This is a genomic window from Neisseria lactamica, assembly GCF_901482445.1.
GTDB lineage: Bacteria > Pseudomonadota > Gammaproteobacteria > Burkholderiales > Neisseriaceae > Neisseria > Neisseria lactamica.
On sequence record NZ_LR590477.1, the window covers coordinates 1,658,843 to 1,684,243 of the forward strand.

Here is a 25,401-nt window from a genome sequence, read left to right on the forward strand (position 1 = left end):
ATTTATACCGTTTTTGGCAAGATGATTCTGACACACGCGCCGCCCGCATCCTGATTGCTCAGGCTGATGCGGCCGCCGTGTTCTTCAATGATTTTTTTCACCACGGGCAGTCCCAATCCCGTTCCCGCCGGTTTGTCCGTTACATACGGCTCGAAGGCATTGTGCAGCATTTCTTTGCTAAAGCCTTTGCCGTTGTCGCAAACCGTCAGGACAATCCGTCCGTCCTGCCCCGCTTCCGATTTTACCCTGACTTCGGGTACATCGGCTTCTTCCGCCGCTTCGGCGGCATTTTTGAAAATATTGTGCAGCACCTGCCGCATAGCGGTCGTATCCGCCGCCATCATCAGCGGTTCGCCGGCAAGTTCCGCCGCAAACCGGCACGGGCCGGCCTCATACAATGCCAACACATCGCCGATTAAGGCGTTCAAATCCTGATTTTCCAATTTGAGCGACGGCGCGCGCGCATAATTGCGGAATGCTTCGACCATTTCTTTTAACGCCGCCACCTGTTTGATGATGGTTTCGGTCGAACGCGTCAGGATTTGCGCGTCCTGCTCGTCCAGCTTCCCGCCCAATTTCCACGCCAGCCGTTCGGCGGAAAGCTGGATGGGCGTGAGCGGATTGCGGATTTCGTGTGCCAAACGTTTGGCCACTTCGCCCCACGCCGCTTCTTTTTGCGCGTGTATCAATACGGTGATGTCGTCAATCACCATCACCACGCCGTTGCCGTTGTCTTCGGGTAATACCGTCGCCTTGCCCAGCAGGATTTTGGCATCGTCCGGCGCGGCATATTCCACCTGGACCGGTTTGTCCGTACCTGCCGCCGCGCCGATGGCGGCAAACACTTCGGCAAGCAGGGACTGCTGCGCCGAAACGCCGTGCCAACCGTGCCGGCTGCTGCCCCACAACGGCACGAGCGACAAGCCTAAAATCTGTTCCGCCGCTTTGTTGAAGGTTTTCAGACGGCCTTGTTCGTCAAACACCACCACGCCCGTGGTCAGCCCCTCCAGCACGCATTCGAGATAATGTCTGGCGGCTTCTTCGCGCCTCCTGTTGCGCTCGTCTGCTTCTTTGGCGATGGAAAGCTGCTCGGTCATATGGTTGAACAGTTTGGTCAAACGCCCGAACTCATCATTGCGTAAAACAGGACGGGTTTGGCTGAAATCGCCTTGCGCCACCGCCTTCGCCCCCTCGGCAAGCGATAGGACGGGTTCGACGAAACGGCGGGCGAAATACAGCGCCATCACCAGTGCAAGAAAAATCGACAGCAGCGAGGCAATCAGCAGGGTTGCCAGGAAAAAGGTCTGCAAACCTTTTTTGCTGTAACTCAACTCGGCATATTTCGCCCGCGCCTTTTCGATTAAGACGGCATCCTCTGCCACGTCTTTGGGAATCGGCTGGCGGAAAAACAGGGCGTAATCGCGCCCGTTGTGCGTACCCGCCGACAGCCAGCCCTGCGCGTACAATACGCCGCCTATGCTTTCCAAATCCCTGACCGAACCCGCCTGTTGGATTTTTTCCCAACGCGCCTTATCCGGAAACGGCTGATCGAGCTTGTGCGGGTTGATGCTTTTTTCGATTTTGCCGCTTGCGGCATTGTAAAGGGACAACTGGGTAAAGCTGCCGGCATAATGTTCCAGCACCCTGCCCATATCCCCGGGCAGGGAAGCCGCGCCGATGAGGTCTATCTGCACGGGGACGGCGTTGCCGAGGGCGTTGTCTGCCGCCAGATTCAATGCGGACTTGCTCAAATTGAGGCTGCGTTCGAGGGCTTCGTGGGTGTCGTTGCCGAACCACGAATTAATCGTACCGTTGATGAACTGTGCGGAAACGCCGAACAGAAACACGCCGGGCAATACGGCGACCAGCGTGAACATCCCGGAAAGGCGTTTGGCAATCTGCGAACCGAATACGCCGTCGCGCCTGTCTTTCAACAGCAATATGACATAACGTGCCAAAACGGCGGACAACACCAGCAGCAGCATTGCGCTGAATGCGACTATCCACCAGAAATAATCCGCCAGCGAACTGGTGCTGCCGGTTGCCGCCGTCAGTCCATACAACAGGACGACGGCGCATATGGCTGCGATCAGTAGGAAGCGGCGCATTATTTGTTCCCGATGATGTTTAGAGGTTTCCAACCCGAATCCAAATGCCAGTTTTGAGAAGTCAATGCGTTGATTTGGAAAGGCTTGGGCAATTTTGAAGTGGACAGCAGCAAGCGGATTTCCGCCTTGGTTTCCCCTGCTTCCGCACCGGACAACGCGCCTTTGTTCAGGACTTTCCAGTTGGCAACCGCGCCGGTCGCACGCAATGCCGCACCCAAAGTGTCGTAGTCTGTCGAAAACGCGCCGACGGTAACGCGGTAGCGGTTGGTCAGCGGATGGAAACTCAGTTTGTAGTCAATATTGTCGTCATCGCCGATTAATTGCCCCAATTTAAACCGATAAGAAGCGATTGTCGGGGCGGAAAGCTGCCAGCTTAAGGTAAAGTTGAGCGGCACGCCCCGGCGCAACGCCTGTTGGAGCTGGTCGGGCAGCTCGGTTTGGAAACGGCTGCTGATGGAAAGCCGCCCGCCGTCGGTTATCCTCGCTTCGGCGCGGGTCGCGGCAATGCCCTCCGCCGCCGCGTCCGGCAAAACGGAAAGCAGCGGCAGCAGCACAAGCCATTGTTTAATGCTTTTGAATAAGCGCGTAATAAAAGCCATCTTGGTGTTTGTTCGGTAAAAGCACCCGCGATTCGATCGGTTCGGCATCGTTATGGCGGCTGAGGAATTTTTGCAATTGCCCGTCGTTTTCCTCGACGAACACGGAACAGGTGGCAAGCAGCATTCTGCCGCCCTGTTTCAGCGTCTGCCAAAGTGCGTCCAGCAGGGCTTCTTGCTGACGGGCGGTTTTGAGCGCGTCGGTCGGACGGCGCAGCCATTTCACGTCGGGATTGCGCCGCGCCACGCCCGAGGCGGTGCACGGCACGTCGGCAAGGATTGCGTCGAAAGGCTTTCCATCATACCACGCCGCCAAATCCCGCGCATCGGCACACGCCGTCGATGCCGTCTGAAAGCCCAGACGCGCGATATTGTCTTCCACCCGTTTCAGACGGCCTGCATCAATGTCCAAGGCGGTAACACGGCAATCCGCCAATTCCAAGATATGCCCCGTCTTGCCGCCCGGCGCGGCGCACGCGTCCAAAATCCGTTCGCCGTCTTTCGGGTTAAGGAGATACGCCGCCTGCTGCGCGCCGAAGTCCTGTACCGAAACGATGCCGTCTGAAAAGCCGGGCAGGCGGTTTACCGGCACGGCTTCTTCCAACGTAACCGCATATTCGTCCAACGCCTTAGCCGCGATACCTTCCGCCACCAGTTTTTCCAAATAGCTTTCAGCATTGCCGTGTCGGCGGTTGACGCGCAACGTCATCGGCGGATGGGATTGCAGCGCGGCAGTGATGTTGTGCCAGTGTTTCGGATAATGGTTTTTCAAGTAAGCCACCCACCACAGCGGCAGGTTGTGTTTCGCCACATCGTCTTTTTTACAGGAAGCCACAAGCTTGTCGCGTTCGCGCAAAAAGCGGCGCAAAACCGCGTTGGCAAACGAACGGTACTGCCCGCGTCCGATTTTGGCGATGCTCTCCACTGCCTCATTGACCACGGCGTGCGGCGCGTTGCGCGTGTAATGCAGTTGGTACAACGCCGCCAAAAGCAGGCTTTCGAGCTGCGGATTGCCAATCGGCTTTTTCAGCATCTGCGCGAGTATATGTTTCAAACTGCCCAAATAACGCTGGCAGCCGTAGGCGATGTCCTGCAACGCGCCGTTTTCCTGCGCCGTAAGATCGGGATGCGCGGTGCGGATTTGCGCCAACACGTCCTGAAGGTTGCGCCCTTCGGCAACCGCCGCAATGCTGTCGGCGGCAAGTTTTTGGGCAAGTGCCATACTCATATTATGTGATTCGCTTTCTTCAACTGATGGCTTCAGACGGCATTCCCGTTTGCGGATCGGAATGCCGTCTGAAGGGATTTACAGCTTCGTCCCTGCTTCGATATGCCGTCCCGCCGCAAACGCCGCGACATTCATACGCCTGCCGCCGGCGGGCTGCAATTCGGTAATCTTCAGCGCGTTTTCGCCGCAGGCAACGACCAAACCGTCCGCCGAACAGGACAACACTTCGCCTGCCGCGCCTTGTTGCGCCACCACTTCCGCCCGCCGGATTTTCATCGGCTTGCCCTGATACTCAACCCACGCGGCAGGCACGGGGTTGAAGGCGCGGATTTTGCGTTCGATAACCGCCGCGCTTTCGCTCCAATCGATACGCGCCTCTTCTTTGCTTAGTTTTTGGGCGTAAGTAACACCTTCTTCGGGCTGTTTGACCGCGTTCAGACGGCCTTTGCTTTGAAGCTGTTGCAAATCGGCAACAACCGCCGCCGCCCCGATTTCCATCAGCGCGTCGTGGACTTCGTTGGCGGTATCGGTCGGTTGGATGGCGTAGCGGTGTTCGCTGACCACATCGCCGGTGTCCAAACCGATGTCCATCTGCATAATGCACACGCCGGTTTCGGCATCGCCTGCCTCAATCGCGCGCTGAATCGGCGCCGCGCCGCGCCAACGGGGCAGCAGCGAGGCGTGGATATTGAGGCAGCCGTGTTTCGGCACATCCAACACGTCTTGCGGCAGAATCAAACCGTAGGCGGCAACCACCATTACGTCTGCCTCGACCTCTTTGAGCATTTGCAGGGCTTCGGCGTTGTTGCGCAGCTTTTCGGGCTGCGCCACGGTCAAACCCAATTCCAAAGCAGCCTGTTTGACCGGCGATGCGGTCAACTGCATACCGCGTCCTTTAGGGCGGTCGGGCTGAGTCAGCACCAGCGGGATTTCAAAACCGGCGGCGGCAACGGCTTTTAAAGCGGCGGCGGCAAAATCGGGCGTTCCGGCGAAGATGACTTTCATAGCGTATTCCTGCGTGTGCGTAAAATTGTCGGACAAGACCGTGCCGTCTGAAAACTTTGCAGCGTTCAGACGGCACGGCAAAAGGGTCAAATCGTATGTTTCTGACGTTTTTTCAACTTGGTCTTAATCCGGCTCTGCTTGAGCTGCGACAGGCGTTCGACAAACACAATGCCCATCAGGTGGTCCAACTCGTGCTGCACGCAAATCGCCAGCAAGCCGTCCGCCTCCAGCGTGAACTTTTCGCCTTTTTCGTTCAAAGCCTCGACCTTGACGCGTTCGGCGCGGGTTACGGTGTCGTAAATACCCGGCACCGACAGGCAGCCCTCTTCGTAAGTGGTTTCACCGTCTTTCTCAACAATGACGGGGTTGATGAACACGCGCGGTTCGCTGCGGTTTTCGGACAAATCCATCACGACCACGCGCTCGTGCACATCGACCTGCGTCGCCGCCAGCCCGATGCCGCGCGCCTCGTACATCGTTTCAAACATATCGGCAACCAGCTTTTGGATGCGCCCGTCGACTTGTTCGACAGGCTTTGCCACCGTGTGCAGACGCTCGTCGGGATATTGCAAGATATTCAGTAAAGCCATAATTTTCTCTTTCCTTCGGCGGATACGCCGCCTGTTTTTCATAATTACCGTGATGGTGCGGATAATTCGATGTTAAAATGCGAAACATTTATTATCACGCGGCACGTCCCGAAAAGACCGCCGCCGCTTTTTCCAACCCAATCAGGCAAGACAAACCGAAATTTATCAGATAAGGGGAACGGTTATGCAACGTCGTATTATAACCCTGCTCTGCGCGGCAGGTATGGCATTCTCAACACAAACTTTGGCGGCAAATCTGAAGGTACGCCCGAACGCGCCGCAACGCTACACAGTCAAACAGGGCGACACCCTGTGGGGCATTTCGGGCAAATACCTGTACAGCCCGTGGCAATGGGGCCGCCTGTGGGGCGCGAACCGCAGCCGAATCCACAATCCCGACCTGATTTATCCGGGCCAGGTATTGGTGTTGCGCTACATTAACGGCGAACCGCGCCTCGGCCTGGAACAGACAGACGGCATCCCCGTCGTCAAAATGAGTCCGGATAAGGAAGTGTCCGGATACGGCATCCCTGCCGTCAATGTCAACTTCTACCGCATCTTTATGCAGCACCCGCAAATCGTTTCCCGCAAAGAAACCGCTGCCGCGCCGCGCCTGGTTTCGGGTCCGGAAGGCAGGCTGCTGTACACCAAAGGCACCCGGGTTTACACCAAAGGCCTGAAAGAGCCGGGCCGCTATCTGACCTACCGCATCAATAAAAACATCACCGATCCGGATACGGGCAGATTCCTCGGACAAGAAGTCGCATTCAGCGGCATCGTACGCTCCCTCGACTATACCGACTCCGCCCTCGGACAACGCTCCAAGCAGGCTGAAGAACGGTTGAAAGACAACGAATACTACAGCCGCACCCATCCTCTGATTACCCCGCTGCGTACCCGTTCGATACAGCCGCTGGTGGTCGAAACCGCCATTTCCGAAATACAGCAGGGCGATTACCTGATGAAAATGCCGGAAGACACCGACCGCTTCAATATGGTGCCGCACGAGCCGTCCCGCCCGATTCAGGCGAAAATCGTTTCCGTGTTTGAAGGCGCGGGGGTCGGCGGACAGTTCAAAACCATTACGATAGACAAAGGCGAGGCGGACGGATTGGACAAAGGCGCGGTAATAAGCCTCTACAAACGCAAGAAAACGATGCAGGTCAACCTCTCCAACAATTTGGCGGAAGAACCGAAAAGCAGGGATACCGTCGAACTGATTTCGACACCCGCCGAAGAAGTGGGTTTGGCAATGGTTTACCACACTGCGCCGAACTTGGCTTACGCCATTATTTTGGAAAACATCTCCGATATTTCCGTAGGCGACACCGCTGCCAATCCGGGACGGGATTTGGACAATATGCCGGATCAGGGCCGCGCTCGCGTCGATTCCGACCCTTTCCAATAACCCCTCGGCAACAATGCCGTCTGAAGGCTTCAGACGGCATTTTTATTGAGGCTGCGTTTCCATATTCCGTTGATGCACAACTTTAATTAGCCGGACAAAATGTCTTTTATCCGATAGAACCGGTTTCCGCCCGAACGGAAACAAGCGGCTATTTCCCTTGCAGCCAAATGGAAGCAACCGAGTATCCAAACCCAATCTTGCCGCTTTGCCGCCGCCCCCTGAAAAAAATGCCGTCTGAAGCCTTCAGACGGCATTGTTGCCGGAAAAAGCCGCCGCGCCGCCGGTGCGCGCCCCGCGCATCGGGACACCTTCAATAAAATATCCGCTTGGGCTTTTCCGGCGTTTTTGAAATCTCCTGCAACGCCTGATTGAGCGCGCCCAAATCCAACGCCGTTTCCGAACGGCAGGCATCGCCGAAGATGTTTTTATATTCCGCCGTCAGTTTCAACATTCCTTTGAACGCGCGCCCTTCCAAAGCCGCCGACAACTCGAAAATATCGGCGAACACGCGTCCATAGGTTTCGCCCGAGGCGACCGCGTCCGTCCCCAATGCAAACATATCCATTTTTGCCAACTCGGCGGCAATCGTGCGCGCGTCTTCGTCGTCGGGCAGCACTTCCGCCTTAAACCTGACCTGTTCCGCCATCCCTTTGCCGTGGTTTTTGACCAGCAGGGCGAGCATTTGCGGCTTGTGTTCCAAGTGTTGCAAAGAAGCGTGCAGGACGGGGTGTATGCTTTCGTTCTGTATCATTTTTTCGCGGTAGAACTTTTCCGCCTTAGCCTTTGAACGCGCCGACACGAACGCCCACGCCAGCCACACCAGCGCGACAGCGGACAATGCGGACAGAAGCGGAGGCAGCTCTTCAGTATAGGCTTTCTGATTGAACCAGATTTGCGCGGTCAAAAAACCGGCAAAGAAAATCAAAACATAAAGTATCGGTGCGAAACGGCTTTGGACAGAAGCGTGCATCATCATTCCATTTCAGATTGGCAAAACAGGCGGCAGACGAAATGCCGCCCACTCGGTTTAAGGGAATCCGTCAGGCTTCCGCCACCGAATCCCGGCTGTAGGTTTTTTCGCAGTAGTGGCATTTCAGCCGCGTCTGCCCGTTGTGTTTTTTAACATAAAACCGGCTTTTGACCGGCTCGCCGTGGCCGGCGCAATTGGGGTTCGGGCAGCGGAACACTTCGGCGATTTCGTCGGGTAGGTTCAAATGCCGCTTCTGCACGACCTTGAAATTGTCGATGGTATTGACCACCGCTTCGGGGGCGAACAGGGCGAGGCGGTCGGCGGCTTTGTCGTCCAAGCACACGCCTTTGATTTTGATGATGTCTTTGCTGCCTTGGGTTTTGCTGGGCAGGTTGAAGCCCACGGTTACCGCGTTGCCGTAGTGCAAAAGTTTGAACTGGCGCAGGATGGCCAGCCCCCTGCCGGCGGGAATATGGTCGATCACCGTACCTTTTTCAATGGCTTCGACACTGAGTTTCGGGGTTTCCATATCTGTTCCTCACACTTCTTCGTTCAACACCAGCGACAATATCGCCATACGCGCATAAACGCCGTTGGTCGCCTGCTCGAAATAATAGGCGTGCGGCGTGGCATCGACATCGGGATGGATTTCGTCCACGCGCGGCAAAGGGTGCAGCACGCGCAGGTTCGGTTTGGCGCGGGCGAGCATAGACGCTTCGAGGTTGAATTTGCCTTGGATTTTGGCAAATTCCTGTTCGTCGAAACGCTCGCGCTGAACACGGGTCATATACAGGATGTCCGCCCATTCCGCCGCTTCTTCCAAACTGCCGAGGATACGGTATCGGCAGCCGGCTTCATCCAACTCTTCGGTAATGTAGTCGGGCATCGCGAGGCTGGGCGGCGAGACGAAGGCAAATTCGCAGCCCCAACGTTTCAACGCCTGACAAAGCGAATGCACGGTGCGCCCGTATTTCAAGTCGCCCGCCATCGCGATTTTGAGCTTGTCCAAACGCCCCTGCGTTTCATAAATTGTTACCAGATCCAACAAGGTCTGACTGGGGTGCTGGTTCGTGCCGTCGCCGGCGTTGATGACGGGGACGCGCGAAAACTCCGCCGCCACGCGCGCCGCGCCGTCTTTGGGATGGCGTTGGATGATTGCGTCGGTGTAGCCGGAAATGATGCGGGCGGTATCGGCAAGCGTCTCGCCTTTTTTGGCACTGGTATTCGCGCCGTCCGAAAAGCCGATGACCTTGCCGCCCAGCCGCTGCACCGCCGTTTCAAACGACAGCCTCGTGCGCGTGGACGGCTCGAAAAAGCACGACCCGATGAGTTTGCCTTCCAACAAATCGCCGCGCGGATGCGCCTTCAGCTTCAATGCCGTCTGAAGCAGGCATTCCAACTGTTCGCGCGACAAATCCGAAATGGAGATGATATGCTGTCTGTAAAGCGGATTAGGCATTTTTGCCCCCCTTCCGTAAAAAACCCGCGTCAGGCGGGTATCCGGTTATACGTCCACGCCGCCCGTATGTTTGCGGAACAGCTTCGCAAAAGCGGCAATACGGCGCGCATTATCGCATATTTGCCGCCGCAAAGTTTTACCGCACGAATCCCGTACTTTTCAGACGGCATATCCAAACACGCCCGCATAAGCATAAGGTATAATCGCGCCAGACATTTCTTTTCAGGAAGCCGCCATGTTAGTCTGCAACCCCTACGAAGTCGTCATCCACGGCACAACGAGTTCCGGCAAGGTTTTCCGCCCCAGCGACTGGGCGGAACGCCTGTGCGGCATCCTGTCCTCGTTCACCAAAGACAACCGCCTCTCCTACTCGAAATGGGTGCGCCCGATTTTAGTGGACAACATCCGCTGCGTCGCCGTCGATAAAAAACTGGAAACCGACAATCCGCAGATGTTCCGCTTCCTGATGGACTTTGCCGCCGACAACGACCTGCGCGTCATCGACTGCAAGGCACTGATCGAAGAGCGCGAACACGGAAAAGCAGACGAAGACGAAGCAGGAAACGTCCCACTGGCACAGGCAATCGAAGAAAAACACGCCGCCGAGAAAGCACAGGAACAGACCGTCTCGGGCGCATCCTACGTTTTGCGCGAAATCGGCACGGAAGACACGTCCTCCGCCTTTGCAGCCTTGAGCGTTTTGCGTTCCGCCCTGACCGACATCAACCGCTTTACCGAACAAATCAACAAAATCCAACGCCCCCAAGGCTACCGCCTGCTGGGTATTTTTGAAGAAGGCAAACACAACGCCGTCGCCGTCTGCGGCTTCCGCGAAGCCTGCACCCTCGCCGGCGGCCGACATATCCATATCGACGACATCGTTACCCTGCCGCAAAGCCGCCGCAAAGGCTACGCCTCACGCCTTTTGGAAGAAGTCCGCAAAATCGGCGCGGAAACAGGGGTTACCAAAATCCACCTTAACGTCCACGTCAACCACGACCGCGCCGACGCGCACCGCCTGTATTTCAAAAACGGTTTTGAAATCTGCGCCTACCACTTCCGTTGCGATCCCAAATGAAAACACTCATCCTCATCTGCACCCTGTCGGCACTCGCCGCCTGCGCCACCCCGTCCGGACAAGGCGGCACTCAGGTTTACGGCGAAATCAAAGCCGGTATCGAAACCCGGCACGCCCACTGAAAAATGCCGTCTGAAGCCCTTTCAGACGGCATTTTAAAATATGCGCCCTATCCGTCCGCCTTGCCCGTACCCCCTGACTTTGCCGCCCTGCCCGATGCCGTCTGAAGCCTGAACCGCCCCACCAGCCCGATGCCGCACGACACCGCCGGAAAGGGCATACACAAAGCCGTCAGCACATAACGCGCATTGCCCGTATTGACCACGTCCGCGCCCTTCAGCAGCAGCGGCAGCGCGTTCGCCCACTCCCACAGCGAAGGCGCGCTGAACGCCAACACCGCCACCAGCCCCAACATCCGGAACACCCCGATTTCCAACACCTGCCGCCGCCGCACCGAACGGTTGAGCAGAAACACAACCGCCAACCCGAAACAGACCACCGCCGCCATCCCCCCGTTGGCGACAATCTGCAAACTGTTGAACGCAATATCGGGCGTAACCGCCAACACGCCTTCCGAATCCGGCACGGCACGCTGCAAATCCAAACCCTGCAACACGTTCAACACAAAACCGTAGATCAAATCACAAAACACCACGCCTATCGGCAAAGCACTCAAAACCCGCCACATCTTCCTATCCGACCAACCGTTCAAAACCTTCATTTTATAGTGGATTAAATTTAAACCAGTACGGCGTTGCCTCGCCTTGCCGTACTATTTGTACTGTCTGCGGCTTCGTCGCCTTGTCCTGATTTAAATTTAATCCACTATACCCGACCGCGCAAGCCGCCGAACAAAAAATAAATTTAGCCTAAGTCATAAAACCGTGTAATTTTGCGCCAAAACGGTTGTTTGCGGGTAAAATATCAACCCATTAATTTCAATCATATTTTTAAACGGCAGACAAAAGAACCCGGGGAAATGCCGATTTACCCCCGAATTTCTGTAATTTTGCAACAAAATACCGCAAAACCTCCGACTTGAAACCGAAAGGACTTTCATATGAACCAGACAAGCCGCGATCTGACCCGCATCAGCCACAACACCAAAATCGTCGCCACCTTGGGGCCGGGCAGCAACAACGTCGAACTGTTGGAAGATATGATCCGCGTCGGCGGCCTGAACGTCGTCCGCTTCAACTTCAGCCACGGCACGCCCGAATTCCATCAGGAAAACGCCCGCATCGTGCGTGAGGCGGCAAAACGCGCCGGACAGGAAATCGCCATTATTGCCGACCTGCAGGGGCCGAAAATCCGCGTGGGCAAAATCGCCGGCGGCGGCATCGAATTGAACAAAGGCGAAACATTGGTACTCGATGCCGCGCTTGAAGGCGAAGGCACGCGCGAAGCGGTCGGTTTGGACTACCGCGACCTGCCCGACGACGTTGCCGCAGGCGACGTATTGTGGCTGGACGACGGCCTGCTGACCCTGACCGTGGAATCCGTCGAAGGCAGCAGGATTATCACAAGGGTGGAAAACAGCCACGTCCTGAAAAGCAACAAGGGCATCAACAAACGCGGTGGCGGTCTGTCCGCAGGCGCGTTGACCGAAAAAGACTTCCGCGACCTGAAAACCGCGATTGCCATCGGTTGCGACTACCTCGCCATCAGCTTTGTGAAATCCGCCGAAGATTTGCACATCGCGCGCGCCAAAGTCGAAGAAGAAATGAAGGGCAGCACTGCCGTGCGCCCCGGTTTGGTTTCCAAAATCGAACGCGTGGAAGCGATTGAAAACTTGGACGAAATCATCCTTGCCGGCGACGGCATTATGGTTGCGCGCGGCGACTTGGCGGTCGAAGTCGGACACGCCGCCGTCCCCGCCCTGCAAAAACGGATGATCCGCCGCGCCCGCGAGTTGCGCCGCTTCAGCATTACGGCGACGCAAATGATGGAATCGATGATTACCAACCCCGTGCCGACCCGCGCGGAAGTCAGCGATGTGGCAAACGCGGTATTGGACGGTACCGATGCGGTGATGTGTTCCGCCGAAACCGCCGTCGGCGCGTATCCGTTTGAAACCGTCAGCCAAATGGCGATTATCTGCGCGGCTGCGGAAAAAGAGCAGGATTCGCTCAACGGCGTTGCCGAACAGGCGGAGTATCCCGAAGCGGTCAGCACCAACCTGGCGGTTGCCGGCGGCGCGGTCAGCGTGGCGCGCGCGGTTCACGCCAAAGCCATCGTCGCCCTGACCGAAAGCGGTTCGACCGCCTTTGAAATCAGCCGCCACAACATCACCCTGCCGATTTTCGCGCTGACCCCGAGCGTTTCCGCCCAACGCCGTATGGCGATGTACCGCGGCGTGCGTCCGTTGATTTTGGCAACCAGCACCGACCACGACACGGCGTTAAATGAAGTCGAAACGATGCTGGTGGAACATAACATCCTGCATTCCGGCGACCAGTACATCATTACCAGCGGCTCGCAAATGCGCGAATCCGGTTCGACCAACACACTGGAAGTGCTGCGCGTCAAATAATCCGCCCTGAGTGGAAAATGCCGTCTGAAGCCGATGCCCGAGGCTTCAGACGGCATTTTTTGCCCGGCGGCTCGGGCAAACCGGAAAAATTGTGCAAATCCGGCAACATCGGATAAAATCGAGTACCTATACTAAAGCGAAACAAGGCAATTCCGACTGCCTTTTTTATTTGTCCACCGTCCGCCTTTTTACGGAAACTGAAATGACCCCTTCCACACTGAAAAAAACCGTCCTGCTGCTCGGCACTGCCTTTGCCGCCGCATCCGCACAAGCATCCGGCTACCACTTCGGCACACAGTCGGTCAACGCGCAAAGCACGGCAAATGCCGCCGCCGCAGAAGCCGCCGACGCATCGACCATCTTCTACAACCCCGCCGGCCTGACCAAACTCGACAGCAGCCAGATTTCCGTCAACGCCAACATCGTGTTGCCCAGCATCCGTTATGAGGCGGATTCCGCCACCGACTTTACCGGCATTCCCGTCCAAGGTTCGAAAAGCGGCAAAATCACCAAAACCACGGTTGCGCCCCACATCTACGGCGCATACAAAGTCAATGACGACGTAACTTTGGGTTTGGGCGTTTACGTCCCCTTCGGCTCTGCCACCGAATACGAAAAAGATTCCGTGTTGCGCCACAACATCAACAAGCTCGGTCTGACCAGTATCGCCGTCGAACCCGTCGCCGCGTGGAAACTCAACGAACGCCATTCCTTCGGCGCAGGCATCATCGCCCAACATACTTCTGCCGAGCTGCGCAAATATGCCGACTGGGGGATCCCAAAAAAAGCGCAAATGCTGCAAGCAACACCTTCTAATCCTACTGCCGCTGCTCAAATCAAAGCCGACGGACACGCCGATGTCAAAGGCAGCGATTGGGGCTTCGGCTACCAACTGGCGTGGATGTGGGACATCAACGACCGCGCGCGCGTGGGTGTGAACTACCGTTCCAAAGTTTCACACACGCTCAAAGGCGATGCCGAATGGGCGGCAGACGACACGGCGGCGAAAGCAATGTGGAGTACGGCACTCGCAGCAAACGGTTACACGGCGAATGAAAAAGCCCGCGTCAAAATCGTAACGCCTGAGTCTTTGTCCGTACACGGCATGTACAAAGTGTCCGACAAAGCCAACCTGTTCGGCGACGTAACTTGGACGCGCCACAGCCGCTTCAATAAGGCGGAACTGGTTTTTGAAAAAGAAAAAACCGTCGTCAAAGGCAAATCTGACCGCACCACCATCACGCCCAACTGGCGCAACACCTACAAAGTCGGCTTGGGCGGTTCTTATCAAATCAGCGAACCGCTGCAACTGCGCGCCGGCATCGCTTTTGACAAATCGCCCGTCCGCAACGCCGACTACCGTATGAACAGCCTGCCCGACGGCAACCGCATCTGGTTCTCCGCCGGTATGAAATACAATATCGGTAAAAACCACGTCGTCGATGCCGCCTACACCCACATCCACATCAACGACACCAGCTACCGCACGGCGAAGGCAAGCGGCAACGATGTGGACAGCAAAGGCGCGTCTTCCGCACGTTTCAAAAACCACGCCGACATCATCGGCCTGCAATACACCTACAAATTCAAATAAACAGCCCGCCGTTTGATTGTAGAAATGCCGTCTGAAACAGATTTCCGTTTCAGACGGCATTGTTTTAGGCTCGATTGAAAACGAAGCAGGAAAACACCGCCGCCATCCCCGTACAGACAGGAATGACGGGGTGCATTTTTATCCGGCAGCCGATACGCCTACCTCGGTATCCGGGAGAATATATGCAGAACCTCCTTCATATCAAAATGGTAGGGACGCTCGGGCAGCAAAACGGCGGCGGGCAGCTTGGTGATGCCGTTCAAGCCACGCGGGAACAGCGCAATCCGCTCTTTGCCCTTTTCCGCATAATCCGCCTTGCGGTTGTGGACGGAAACCACTTCGCGATGGCGGTAAAGCAGCGTGTTCATTTCGATATAGGCTTCGTTGTGGATGGCTGCCGACTGTTTCTGCAACACGTCAATCTGCCTGTTGAGCTTGTCGTTGGTTTTCATCAGCCTGTTGAAGAACGACGGTTGCTCCTGCAGTTTGGCGGTACAGGCTTCGATACTTTCCGATACCGGCCCGAACTGTTCGAGGTGTTTTTCCAGACAATTTTCCAAGTCGGTCAGGCAGACGACCATCTTGCGGGAAAATTCTTCTTCAGGCTTTCCCTGCCGAATGGACAATATCTCGCGGCGGCGGTCTTCCATTGCGGAAATATAGGCATTCATGCGGTCGGACATATTTTCCACATCCCTGCTCATCCACAGCGCGGGCAGCAGGCGGAAGTTTTCAAACGAATTGAAGATGCCGCCGAAAGACTGGCGGAAGGCGATATAAATATATTTCAAATCTTCCTCGCCCTTCGCCATACGCGTCAGGCAATAGTAGAACGGATCGAGGACGGTGTCGCCCAACAACCGCTCGAATTGGTCCAATCTGGCGGCAATCGCCTGCGTGCGTTCGACTTGCGCGGGGAACGGCGAAAACAGCAGCGGCAGGGCTTTTTTGTCGTAGTTTTCCTCTATCCTGTCCATCATATCGATGATTTCCCAGCTCACGCCGGATTGCAGCGAAAGAATCTGTTTCAAACCGTTGGCAAAACGCAGGGCATCATTCTGAGTGATGTTGCGGACGGGAATATGGATGGCGGTGTAATAGCGGTTGTAGCTGGTATAAAGTTTGTCTTCCGACAGGAAGCGGCGTAGGGAAAACGGAATATCGTCGGTGTAATAAGGCGCGATGGCGAAGATGTATTTTGACGTTCGGATAACTTCCAACTGGCGGGCGCGCTGTTCGGCAAACAATACTTTGTCAAACACCGGTTCGGGCATCTGCTTCACTTCGCGCGGGCGCATCATCGGAAAACTGTTGCCGAGCAGGTGTGATTTTAGGAACACTTCGCAGATATAGGTACAGATGATGTCCGAATCGAGATTGCGGGTATTTTCGGGGATTTCCCATTTGGTTTTGTTTTTCAATACCGCAGCGGCGGCGTAAATAAATTCGGTTTTCAGAATCTGTTTGAAATTTTCCCGTGCGCGCTTGCCCCCAGTATCGACGTTTTTGATAACGGACAGCACGCTTTCGAGAATGTCGGCAATATAAACCGGCGATTCGCATTGCGCCAATACATCCAGGCGTTCCGCAATATGCCCCGCCAGCCGTTTGAGGTCGGGAATGGGAATATCCGTTGCCAAAGAAGAAAACGAAATGCGTTTTTTGGGAAGGTAAGTGAAAGAACCGTCGGCTTCGTTATAGCTTATGCCGTGTCGGGAAAGGATTTGCGTACAGGCGGCCTGACCGGCTTCGGGAGAAAGTGTTTTGAAGATTTCTGTCAGATTTTCCTGCCAATGGCAGTCGAGTTCGGGAAGGATTTGATTGAGTCTGAAGCGGACGGTGTAAGGGATAAGGTCTTGCTCGAAATGTTCATTTTGCGGGGGGGGTAATGCATAATGTCTCCTCGATATAGATGGAACTTTTTAAGTTTACGGCAAATTGCCGATTTTATCGTATTTCCTTTCCGGTTGAAATCCCGCCCTTTAGGGCGGTGCTTTGTGTGCCGTCCCGTGTGTTGGAACATCAGCATAGGAAACACAGGAAAAGACGGCTGTTTTGCGCCTGCGTACCGTATTGGTCAAAATGCCGTCTGAAACCGACAACAGGGTTTCAGACGGCATTTCCGTCAATTTTCCCTTTATCTGCCGAACAGGTTGGCGATATTTTCCATTTGTTCTTCGGTAAAACCGTTTTCGCCCAATCTGGCGGCAACTGCCCATTCGCCCGACAAACCGTGTTCCGCACCGAGCTGCCGCCATTTTTCGACTTTGGCTTCGTCTGTGGTTTTTTCGGGCAGCGGTTTGACGGGAATCCTGCTTTTGGGGACGGTATTCATCGGTTTGCCCCTAATCGATGGAATAGCCGCGAAGATACTGTATCCGTTCGCGCGTCATCCGCGTGTCGCACTGCAATTTGAGATATTCGGCGTATTCTTTCCCGTCTGCCTGCGCGGCGGCTTGTCGGCAGTTGCTGATTTTTTCCTGCGCCCACTTGCGTTGTTCGCCAACCAGCTCTTTTTGCACGTCGGTATCGAGTCCTCCCCAAAGTTTGGTAATTTCGGATTCCGCACGTTGGTTTTGTACGCGCGCCTCTTCCACTTCGCCCTGTGATACGGTAACGGTATTGGCACGCTCGCCGTCGTCGGGATGCAGGATTTCCGGTTCGGGCGCGCCTTCTGCGGCTTGGGGTACGCCCGCATCGCTGGCGGCGGCATTGTGTTCCAAAATGTCTTCGGGCGTGGGTTTGGACGGCGGTTCGGGGGCTTTTCCGCTCAAAATCCTGACCGCGTCTTCTTTTTTCACCGCCTTGCCGTCTATCATCACGATGCTCTTCACGCCGTAAGGCAGCAACGCGGCAGACAGCGTTTGCGCCGCCATACCGACCGTGTTGTCGACAAATGCCGTCTGACCATCTTTGACGGGCAGGAAGCGGACGGCTGCCGTCAATACGCCGTCTTTAAACTCGACATTGCCGCCCGTCTTCTGCCGCACAATATCCGACAAAGCGGTTTCCCCATACAACAGGGGGCTGTTTGCCTCGGCATCGGCAAGCGTTTCAGACGGCACGGTAATGTTCAAATCGGCGATACAGAACGTGCGCCCGCCTTCCTGCGTTTCCGAAGCGTGTTCCAAAGAAAACGCCAAACCGTAGGCGGCAGCGATAATTTTGTCGGCATCGACAAACTGCCTGCCGTCTTCGCGCGCGAAAGAACGCGCTTCCTGCGTGAGCGTTTCCTGAATATTGCCGCGTATGTCCTGCAACACGGCGGGGTTGGCGCATTCCAACGCCTTGGGCGGTTCTTCCCTGCCGCACGCGGCAAGCAGCAGGGCAAACGGCAGCGCAATGAGTTTCCGATACATGATGTTCCTTCCAAACGGTGCAGACCGATGGCGGCTATCATAGCAAAAGCACCTGCCGGCGGTAAACCTTGCAGGTGCTTTGTCGGAAAGGCGTAAAAATCAGCCTTTAAAGAAATTCACAAAGCCGGTAAGAATCGCGGCATTAATCAAATCGACGAAGAACGCGCCGACCATAGGCACAATCAAAAACGCCTTATGCGACGCGCCGAAAGTATGCGTGATGGACTGCATATTTGCCACCGCCGTCGGCGTTGCACCCAAGCCGAAACCGCAATTGCCGGCAGCCAACACCGCCGCATCATAGTCGCGCCCCATAAAGACATAGGTAACAAAAGTCGCGTACAAAACCATCACCACGGTTTGTACGGCAAGGATGACGGTTACAGGCCCCGCCAAACCGGTCAGCTCCCACAGTTTCAAATTCAGCAACGCCATTGCCAAGAAAAGCGAAAGCGAAGCATTGCCGAACACATCGATGGCGCGGTCGAACATATTGACCTTGAATGCGGCGGTGAGGATGTTGCGGATGACCACGCCGCCAAACAGACACCACACGAATTTGGGCAGGTCGAACAGGTATTCTTTGTCGAAGCCGTCCATAATCTCGGCAAACGCCAGACACGCGGCAAACATAGCCAGCGTTTCAACGGCAGATTCGGCAGTAATCAGGCGGGTGCGTTTTGCCTGCTCGAACACGTCGTCCGCGTTGTCGTCCTGAGCCTGTTTTGTGTTTTCAACCGGTTTGCGCCCCATTTTGTTGATCAGGCGGCGCGCAACCGGCCCGCCGATCAGACCGCCGAACACCAGCCCGAAAGTAGCCGAAGCCATACCCAAGCCGGTTGCGCCGACCAAGCCGTATTTGGTTTCAAAATCCGGCCCCCAGGCACCCGCCGTACCGTGTCCGCCCGTCAGCGTAACCGAACCGGTAATCAGACCGATGAGCGGATCCAAACCCAAAGCGGAAGCCAGTCCGACCCCGACAAAGTTTTGCACCAGGATAAATCCGCCCACAATCGCGGTAAACACCACCAGCGGCAAACCGCCCGCCTTCAAGCGGGAAAAATCCGCGCTCAAGCCGATGGACGTGAAGAAAATCAGCATAAACGCATCTTGCAGCGGTTTTTCAAATTTGAAGCTCACGCCGTACACTTCGTGCAGCGCAAACAGGATAATCGCGGCAATCAGCCCGCCCGCCACGGGTTCGGGGATGTTGAAATCACGCAAAAATTTGATTTTCTTAACTAAAACCTTGCCGACCAGCAAAACCAAAGTGGCGGCAATCAAAGTGTAATAACTGTTAAACGCCCATTCCATATCGTTTGACCTCCTAAAATGTTTTTCTTTATGTCCGCCCGAAGGGGCGCAGACGCAGGGATATTAGGGGAACAGTTAAGGCTTGTCAAAGAATTGCCGTTTTTTACAACTATTTTTTACAAACAAAATGCCGTCTGAAACTCCGTTCAGACGGCATCGGGCATTTGCACCTGTTCAATAATTGGTCGAACAGAACTGCTCGCGCTTGTCCGCATCGGCGGCATAACACGTCAAACCCATACCTGCCGCATTGCTGTTGTTCGCTTTCGCTCCCGGTTTTTTGTTCACCGAAACCTTGCCGTCTTTGCCGATTTCAACGGTTACGCCTTTGCCGTTTTTCATCTTCCACTTCAACACTTGCGCATCGGCACTTTGGCACTTGCTGACCGTACAGCCGCCCTCCGCCGCCACATTGCCGTTTTTATAGATTACACACTGCTGCCGACTGTCGGCACACGCCGCAAACGCAGAAACCGAAAAACAGGACACCAGCGCGGCAAACAGAACTTTTTTCATGGTTCGGACTCCTTATTTAAACAGGTTGGCAATAATTTGAAACTATACGCCTGCCGCCATACCACTGCCACAACCAAATCAAATGCCGTCTGAACAGTCTTCAGACGGCATCATGGGAATACACATATTTGAAACAACAGAAAAAGCGGGGGCAAAACCCGCCGCTGCATCTGTCACTGTACATCCCTGCTGTCGGACTTACCGCTTCAACTTCGCAAACGCATCCGCCATCGCCGAATTGGCCGGGGCGCGGTCGTTGCGTTGGGGTTTGCGGCCGGCTGTCCGTTCGCGGCTGCGGTTTTCATACGGCATTTTATGTTTTGCGCCGCCCGGTTCGTCATCCAAGCGCATCGTCAACGCAATGCGTTTGCGTGCGGCATCGACTTCCAGCACTTTCACTTTCACCACATCGCCGGCTTTCACAACTTCGCGAGGGTCTTGGACGAACTTGTTGGACAGGGCGGAGATGTGTACCAAGCCGTCCTGATGGACGCCGATGTCCACGAACGCGCCGAAGTTGGCGACGTTGGAAACCACGCCCTCTAAAATCATACCGACTTGCAAGTCGCTGATTTCGTGGATGCCTTCGGCAAACGATGCCGTCTGAAACGCGCCGCGCGGATCACGGCCGGGTTTTTCCAGCTCGGACAAGATGTCCAGAATGGTCGGCAGGCCGAAGCGTTCGTCGGTGAAGTCGGACGCTTTGATTTGCTTCACGCGCTCGCGGTTGCCGATGAGTTCGGCGGCGGTAATGCCTTGTTGCGCCAGCATTTTGGCGACGACGGGATAGGCTTCGGGATGCACCGCGCTCGCGTCCAGCGGCTCTTTGCCGCCGTTAATCCGCAAAAAACCTGCCGCCTGCTCGAAGGTTTTTTCGCCCAAACGCGGTACTTTCAGCAATTTTTTACGGCTGTCGAACGCGCCGTTTTCATCGCGGTAGGCGACAATGTTTTGGGCAAGGGTTTGATTTAAACCGGAAATCCTCGCCAAGAGTGGGACAGAGGCGGTGTTCACGTCCACGCCGACGGCGTTCACGCAGTCTTCGACCACCGCGTCCAGCGATTTGGCGAGCCGGCTTTGGTTTACGTCGTGCTGATACTACCCCACGCCGATGGATTTAGGGTCGATTTTGACCAACTCGGCAAGTGGGTCTTGCAGCCTGCGGGCGATGGACACCGCGCCGCGCAGGGAAACGTCCAAGTCGGGGAACTCGCGCGCCGCCAGTTCGGACGCGGAATAAATCGACGCGCCGGCTTCGGAAACGACGATTTTGTGCAGCCCCATTTTCGACATTTCACGCACCAGTTCGCCCGCGATTTTGTCGGTTTCTCGGCTGGCGGTGCCATTGCCGATGGCGATGAGCTTCACGCCGTGCTGTTTAATCAGGCGCGACAGCGTTGCCAACATATTGTTTTCTTGATGCAAATAGACGATGACAGTATCCAGCAGCTTGCCCGTGTCGTCCACCACGGCGCATTTCACGCCGTTACGGTAGCCGGGATCGAGACCCAAAGTCGTCAGCCGTCCGGCAGGCGCGGCGAGCAGCAAGTCTTTGAGATTGCGGGCGAACACGGTAATCGCGTCGGTGTCGGCGGCTTCTTTCAAACTATTTAAGGCTTCAAGTTCCAACGACAAAAAGATTTTTGCGCGCCAAGTCAGGCGCACGGTGTCGCGCAGCCATTTGCAGCCGTCTGAAACCTTGAAACGGCGGGCGATGATTTGCTCGTATTCGCTTGGCTGGGTAATCGGCGTGTCGTCGGGCCGGTATTTGAGCGCGATGTTCAACACGCCTTCGTTGCGGCCGCGCAAAACCGCCAGTGCACGGTGGCTGGGCATCGTGCGGACGGGTTCGCGGTGGTCGAAATAATCGCTGAATTTTTCGCCTTCGGTTTGTTTGCCTTCAATGACTTGCGCGTGGATTTCGGCTTTGTTCCACAACTTATCGCGCAGCGTGCCGATGAGTTCCGCGTCTTCGGCAAACTGCTCCATCAGAATCGCGCGCGCGCCATCCAGCGCGGCTTTAGCGTCGGGGACGTTTTCGTTCAGGTAGCCCCGTGCGGTGGCTTCCACGTCCTGCGGCTGCTCGGCAAGCAACACGTCCGCCAGCGGCTGCAAACCGTGTTCGCGCGCGATTTGCGCTTTGGTGCGGCGTTTGGGCTTGTAGGGCAGATACAGGTCTTCCAGCGCGGTTTTGTTGTCGGCGGCTTCGATTTGCGCCCTGAGGTCGTCTGAAAGCTTGCCTTGCTCTTCAATACTTTTTAAAACAACGGCTTTGCGCTCTTCCAACTCGCGCAGGTATTGCAGCCGCTCGGCAAGCTGGCGCAGCTGCGTATCGTCCAGCCCGCCCGTGGCTTCTTTACGGTAACGCGCGATAAAGGGTACGGTCGCGCCGTCGTCCAAAAGCTCGATAGCGGCGGTAATTTGCGCGGCAGTGGCGGAGAGTTCTTGGGAGAGGATTCGGGTGATGTTCATAAATTGCCTCCGTGATGCCGTCTGAACAGCCGACGGCGCAATGTGGGTAATCGTTTGGAAAAGATGAAGATAATACTGATATACTTTGCCCGATACAATCTGAAAGGAATGTTTATGACCGTCCTGATTACCGGCGGCACCGGCTTTATCGGTTCGCACACCGCCGTCTCGCTCGTCCAATCCGGTTACGATGCCGTGATTCTGGATAATCTGTGCAACTCGTCTGCCGCCGTCCTCCCGCGCCTTCGGCAAATTACCGGCAGAAACATACCGTTTTATCAGGGCGACATCCGCGATCGTCAGATTTTGAGGCAGATTTTTTCAGAACACGAAATCGAATCCGTCATCCATTTTGCCGGTTTGAAGGCAGTGGGGGAAAGCGTTGCCGAGCCGATGAAATATTACGGCAACAATGTTTACGGCAGCTTGGTGCTGGCGGAAGAAATGGCGCGCGCGGGCGTGTTCAAAATCGTATTCAGCTCGTCGGCAACCGTTTACGGCAATGCGGAAAAAGTCCCCTATACGGAAGATATGCGCCCAGGCGATACCGCTAATCCTTACGGTGCGTCCAAAGCGATGGTGGAACGGATGTTAACCGACATCCAAAAAGCCGATCCGCGTTGGAGCGTGATTTTGTTGCGCTATTTCAACCCGATCGGCGCGCACGAAAGTGGTTTGATCGGCGAACAGCCCAACGGTATTCCCAACAACCTTTTGCCCTATATCTGCCAAGTGGCTTCGGGCAGGCTGCCGCAACTGTCGGTATTTGGCGGCGATTATCCGACCCCCGACGGTACAGGAATGCGCGACTATATTCATGTGATGGATTTGGCAGAAGGGCATATCGCGGCAATGAAGGCAAAAGGCGGCCTTTCCGGCGTACATTTGTTCAACTTGGGTTCGGGGCGCGCCTATTCCGTTTTGGAAATCATCCGCGCCTTTGAAGCCGCTTCCGGCTTAAATATTCCCTATCAAATCCAACCCCGCCGCGTCGGCGACTTGGCGTGTTCCTTTGCCGACCCGTCCCATACCAAACAAGAGACTGGCTGGGAAACCAAACGCAGCCTTGCGCAAATGATGGAGGATTCGTGGCGTTGGGTCAGCCGCAACCCCAACGGATATGGGGATTAAATGCAAACCGCAAACAAAAAAACCATCCTCGTTACCGGCGGCGCGGGCTTTATCGGTTCTGCCGTTGTCCGCCATATTATCCAAAACACCCAAGATTCTGTCGTCAATGTCGATAAGCTGACTTATGCCGGCAATTTGGAATCTTTGACTGAGGTAGCCGATAATCCTCGCTATGCTTTTGAACAAGTGAATATTTGCGACCGCGCCGAACTCGACCGCGTATTCGCGCAATACCGGCCTGATGCCGTGATGCACTTGGCGGCGGAAAGCCATGTCGACCGCTCTATCGATTCGGCAGGCGAGTTTATCCAAACCAATATCGTCGGCACATTCAATCTGCTGGAAGCTGCGCGTGCCTACCGGCGGCAAATGCCGTCTGAAAAACGCGAAGCCTTCCGTTTCCACCATATTTCCACCGATGAAGTCTATGGCGATTTAGGCGGCACAAACGATTTGTTTACCGAAACCGCGCCCTACGCGCCGTCCAGTCCTTATGCCGCGTCTAAAGCATCTTCCGATCATCTTGTCCGCGCGTGGCAACGGACTTACGGGCTGCCCGCCATTGTCAGCAACTGTTCCAATAATTACGGGCCCCGACAATTCCCCGAAAAACTCATCCCGCTGACGATTCTGAACGCGCTTTCCGGCAAACCGCTGCCCGTGTACGGCGACGGTATGCAAATCCGTGACTGGCTGTTTGTCGAAGACCACGCGCGCGCACTATATCAGCTTGTTAGCAAAGGCGTTGCCGGCGAAACCTACAATATCGGCGGCCACAATGAAAAAGCCAATATTGAAGTCGTCAAAACCATCTGCGCCCTTTTGGAAGAACTCGCCCCCGAAAAACCGGCCGGCGTGGCGCGTTATGAAGATTTGATTACTTTCGTACAAGACCGCCCCGGCCATGACGTGCGCTACGCCGTCGACGCAGCCAAAATCGGCAGGGAACTGGGCTGGAAACCTCAGGAAACATTCGAATCCGGCATCCGCAAAACCGTGCAATGGTATTTGGACAACAAAACCCGGCGGCAAAACGCCTAAAACGGCAAAACCGCACGGAACGTTTAGGTACGGGCAAATAGTTTTCAGACGGCATCCCGACGCAATGCCGTCTGAAAACCCATCGCAAAAGAAGAAAGAAAAAAATGAAAGGCATCATCCTTGCGGGCGGCAGCGGCACGCGCCTCTACCCCGTCACGCGCGGCGTATCCAAACAGCTGCTGCCCGTGTACGACAAGCCCATGATTTACTATCCCTTGTCCGTATTGATGTTGGCAGGAATCCGCGATATTTTGGTGATTACCGCGCCCGAAGACAACGCCTCTTTCAAACGCCTGCTCGGCGACGGCAGCGATTTCGGCATTTCCATCAGCTATGCCGTGCAACCCGCTCCCGACGGCTTGGCACAGGCATTTATCATCGGCGAAGAATTTATCGGTAACGACAACGTCTGCTTGGTTTTGGGCGACAATATTTTTTACGGTCAGTCGTTTACGCAAACATTGCGGCAGGCGGCGGCAAAAAAACACGGCGCAACCGTGTTTGCTTATCAGGTCAAAAATCCCGAACGTTTCGGCGTGGTTGGATTTGACGAAAACTTCAACGCCCTGTCTATCGAAGAGAAACCGCAACGGCCCAAATCCGATTGGGCGGTAACCGGTTTGTACTTCTACGACAACCGCGCCGTCGAGTTCGCCAAACAGCTCAAACCGTCCTCACGCGGCGAATTGGAAATCTCCGACCTCAACCGTCTGTATTTGGAAGACGGCTCACTCTCCGTCCAAATCTTAGGGCGCGGTTTCGCATGGTTGGACACCGGCACGCACGAGAGCCTGCACGAGGCGGCTTCCTTCGTGCAAACCGTGCAAAACATCCAAAACCTGCACATCGCCTGCCTCGAAGAAATCGCTTGGCGCAACGGCTGGCTGACGAAAAAAGATGTGGAAACACAGGCAAAGCCTTTGGAAAAAACCGCCTACGGGCAATACCTGCTGCGCCTGATCGGCAAATAAATGCCGTCTGAACCACTTTCTTCAGACG

The 25,401-nt window shown here is 55.5% G+C and carries 25 protein-coding genes and 1 pseudogene; 8 read left to right on the plus strand and 18 right to left on the minus strand.

The window, feature by feature from the left end:
• Positions 1-2 precede the first annotated feature (2 nt).
• From FGL10_RS08995 to def, 5 genes are all read right to left on the minus strand, one after another.
• Entirely contained in the window at positions 3-2,108 is a 2,106-nt protein-coding gene (locus FGL10_RS08995; protein WP_003707107.1) for a sensor histidine kinase, read from the minus strand.
• Entirely contained in the window at positions 2,108-2,707 is a 600-nt protein-coding gene (locus tag FGL10_RS09000) for a DUF4390 domain-containing protein (RefSeq protein ID WP_003707105.1), read from the minus strand. The genes FGL10_RS08995 and FGL10_RS09000 overlap by 1 nt, the downstream gene beginning before the upstream one ends.
• On the minus strand, positions 2,673-3,932 hold the full coding sequence (rsmB, locus tag FGL10_RS09005; protein ID WP_003707104.1) for a 16S rRNA (cytosine(967)-C(5))-methyltransferase RsmB: 1,260 nt from the start codon (positions 3,930-3,932) through the stop codon (positions 2,673-2,675). Before rsmB ends, FGL10_RS09000 begins: the two co-directional genes overlap by 35 nt.
• A 78-nt stretch (positions 3,933-4,010) precedes the next feature.
• Positions 4,011-4,937 (minus strand): methionyl-tRNA formyltransferase, encoded by a 927-nt coding sequence (fmt, locus tag FGL10_RS09010; RefSeq protein WP_036469129.1) that lies wholly within the window; start codon positions 4,935-4,937, stop codon positions 4,011-4,013.
• An 86-nt stretch (positions 4,938-5,023) separates the two neighbouring features.
• Complete coding sequence (def, locus tag FGL10_RS09015) at positions 5,024-5,527, minus strand: peptide deformylase (protein ID WP_036469097.1); 504 nt, start codon at positions 5,525-5,527, stop codon at positions 5,024-5,026.
• A 184-nt stretch (positions 5,528-5,711) separates the two neighbouring features.
• Between def and FGL10_RS09020 the strand changes: the two genes are divergently transcribed.
• Positions 5,712-6,935 carry a LysM peptidoglycan-binding domain-containing protein gene (locus tag FGL10_RS09020; protein WP_003707098.1) on the plus strand — a complete coding sequence of 408 codons (1,224 nt, stop codon included), beginning with the start codon at positions 5,712-5,714 and terminating at the stop codon, positions 6,933-6,935.
• Between the two features lie 86 nt (positions 6,936-7,021).
• On the opposite strand, the gene FGL10_RS12140 is transcribed toward FGL10_RS09020, so the two are convergent.
• From FGL10_RS12140 to FGL10_RS12145, 5 genes are all read right to left on the minus strand, one after another.
• Positions 7,022-7,189 carry a hypothetical protein gene (locus tag FGL10_RS12140; RefSeq protein WP_155270589.1) on the minus strand — a complete coding sequence of 56 codons (168 nt, stop codon included), beginning with the start codon at positions 7,187-7,189 and terminating at the stop codon, positions 7,022-7,024.
• A 56-nt stretch (positions 7,190-7,245) separates the two neighbouring features.
• Complete coding sequence (locus FGL10_RS09025; RefSeq protein WP_003707094.1) at positions 7,246-7,911, minus strand: DUF8453 domain-containing protein; 666 nt, start codon at positions 7,909-7,911, stop codon at positions 7,246-7,248.
• Positions 7,912-7,975: 64 nt separating this feature from the next.
• Positions 7,976-8,434 (minus strand): aspartate carbamoyltransferase regulatory subunit, encoded by a 459-nt coding sequence (gene pyrI / locus FGL10_RS09030; RefSeq protein WP_003707093.1) that lies wholly within the window; start codon positions 8,432-8,434, stop codon positions 7,976-7,978.
• Positions 8,435-8,443: 9 nt separating this feature from the next.
• Positions 8,444-9,364: an aspartate carbamoyltransferase gene (gene pyrB, locus FGL10_RS09035; RefSeq protein WP_002237525.1), complete on the minus strand. Its 921-nt coding sequence runs from the start codon at positions 9,362-9,364 to the stop codon at positions 8,444-8,446.
• 29 nt (positions 9,365-9,393) lie between these two features.
• Positions 9,394-9,534, minus strand: coding sequence for a hypothetical protein (locus FGL10_RS12145; protein ID WP_155270590.1), 141 nt, complete (start codon positions 9,532-9,534; stop codon positions 9,394-9,396).
• Positions 9,535-9,599: 65 nt separating this feature from the next.
• Between FGL10_RS12145 and FGL10_RS09040 the strand changes: the two genes are divergently transcribed.
• Positions 9,600-10,442, plus strand: a complete 843-nt coding sequence (locus FGL10_RS09040) for a GNAT family N-acetyltransferase (RefSeq protein ID WP_003707090.1) — start codon at positions 9,600-9,602, stop codon at positions 10,440-10,442.
• Positions 10,439-10,564, plus strand: a complete 126-nt coding sequence (locus FGL10_RS12820; protein ID WP_003707089.1) for a hypothetical protein — start codon at positions 10,439-10,441, stop codon at positions 10,562-10,564. Before FGL10_RS09040 ends, FGL10_RS12820 begins: the two co-directional genes overlap by 4 nt.
• Before the next feature lie 47 nt (positions 10,565-10,611).
• Here the strand turns inward: FGL10_RS12820 and FGL10_RS09045 are convergent, their stop codons facing one another.
• Positions 10,612-11,163, minus strand: coding sequence for a hypothetical protein (locus FGL10_RS09045; protein WP_003707087.1), 552 nt, complete (start codon positions 11,161-11,163; stop codon positions 10,612-10,614).
• Between the two features lie 339 nt (positions 11,164-11,502).
• Between FGL10_RS09045 and pyk the strand changes: the two genes are divergently transcribed.
• On the plus strand, positions 11,503-12,975 hold the full coding sequence (gene pyk / locus FGL10_RS09055; protein WP_002228858.1) for a pyruvate kinase: 1,473 nt from the start codon (positions 11,503-11,505) through the stop codon (positions 12,973-12,975).
• A gap of 202 nt (positions 12,976-13,177) precedes the next feature.
• Positions 13,178-14,569 (plus strand): OmpP1/FadL family transporter, encoded by a 1,392-nt coding sequence (locus FGL10_RS09060; RefSeq protein ID WP_003707084.1) that lies wholly within the window; start codon positions 13,178-13,180, stop codon positions 14,567-14,569.
• 158 nt (positions 14,570-14,727) lie between these two features.
• On the opposite strand, the gene FGL10_RS12665 is transcribed toward FGL10_RS09060, so the two are convergent.
• The 7 genes and pseudogenes from FGL10_RS12665 to FGL10_RS09100 all read right to left on the minus strand — a co-directional run bounded on the left by FGL10_RS12665 (position 14,728) and on the right by FGL10_RS09100 (position 22,230).
• A complete protein-coding gene (locus FGL10_RS12665) occupies positions 14,728-16,209 on the minus strand; it encodes a hypothetical protein (RefSeq protein ID WP_232043743.1) in 1,482 nt (493 codons plus the stop codon).
• Positions 16,210-16,551: 342 nt separating this feature from the next.
• A complete protein-coding gene (locus tag FGL10_RS09075) occupies positions 16,552-16,689 on the minus strand; it encodes a hypothetical protein (RefSeq protein WP_118779497.1) in 138 nt (45 codons plus the stop codon).
• Between the two features lie 17 nt (positions 16,690-16,706).
• Positions 16,707-16,904 (minus strand): hypothetical protein, encoded by a 198-nt coding sequence (locus FGL10_RS09080; RefSeq protein WP_002225930.1) that lies wholly within the window; start codon positions 16,902-16,904, stop codon positions 16,707-16,709.
• Positions 16,905-16,914: 10 nt separating this feature from the next.
• The gene (locus tag FGL10_RS09085) at positions 16,915-17,928 is read right to left on the minus strand and encodes a lysozyme inhibitor LprI family protein (protein ID WP_003707076.1); all 1,014 of its coding nucleotides are present in this window, start codon (positions 17,926-17,928) and stop codon (positions 16,915-16,917) included.
• A gap of 99 nt (positions 17,929-18,027) precedes the next feature.
• Positions 18,028-19,242: a sodium/glutamate symporter gene (gene gltS / locus FGL10_RS09090; protein WP_003707074.1), complete on the minus strand. Its 1,215-nt coding sequence runs from the start codon at positions 19,240-19,242 to the stop codon at positions 18,028-18,030.
• A 174-nt stretch (positions 19,243-19,416) separates the two neighbouring features.
• On the minus strand, positions 19,417-19,758 hold the full coding sequence (locus FGL10_RS09095) for a hypothetical protein (protein ID WP_003707071.1): 342 nt from the start codon (positions 19,756-19,758) through the stop codon (positions 19,417-19,419).
• 198 nt (positions 19,759-19,956) lie between these two features.
• A pseudogene (locus FGL10_RS09100) lies at positions 19,957-22,230 on the minus strand (Tex family protein).
• 114 nt (positions 22,231-22,344) lie between these two features.
• Here FGL10_RS09100 and galE point away from each other — a divergent pair.
• The 3 genes from galE (at position 22,345) to rfbA (ending at position 25,373) form a co-directional block, all read left to right on the plus strand.
• Positions 22,345-23,361 (plus strand): UDP-glucose 4-epimerase GalE, encoded by a 1,017-nt coding sequence (gene galE, locus FGL10_RS09105; RefSeq protein WP_036469089.1) that lies wholly within the window; start codon positions 22,345-22,347, stop codon positions 23,359-23,361.
• Entirely contained in the window at positions 23,362-24,402 is a 1,041-nt protein-coding gene (gene rfbB / locus FGL10_RS09110) for a dTDP-glucose 4,6-dehydratase (RefSeq protein ID WP_003707063.1), read from the plus strand.
• 104 nt (positions 24,403-24,506) lie between these two features.
• Entirely contained in the window at positions 24,507-25,373 is an 867-nt protein-coding gene (rfbA, locus tag FGL10_RS09115) for a glucose-1-phosphate thymidylyltransferase RfbA (RefSeq protein WP_003707061.1), read from the plus strand.
• Positions 25,374-25,401 lie beyond the last annotated feature (28 nt).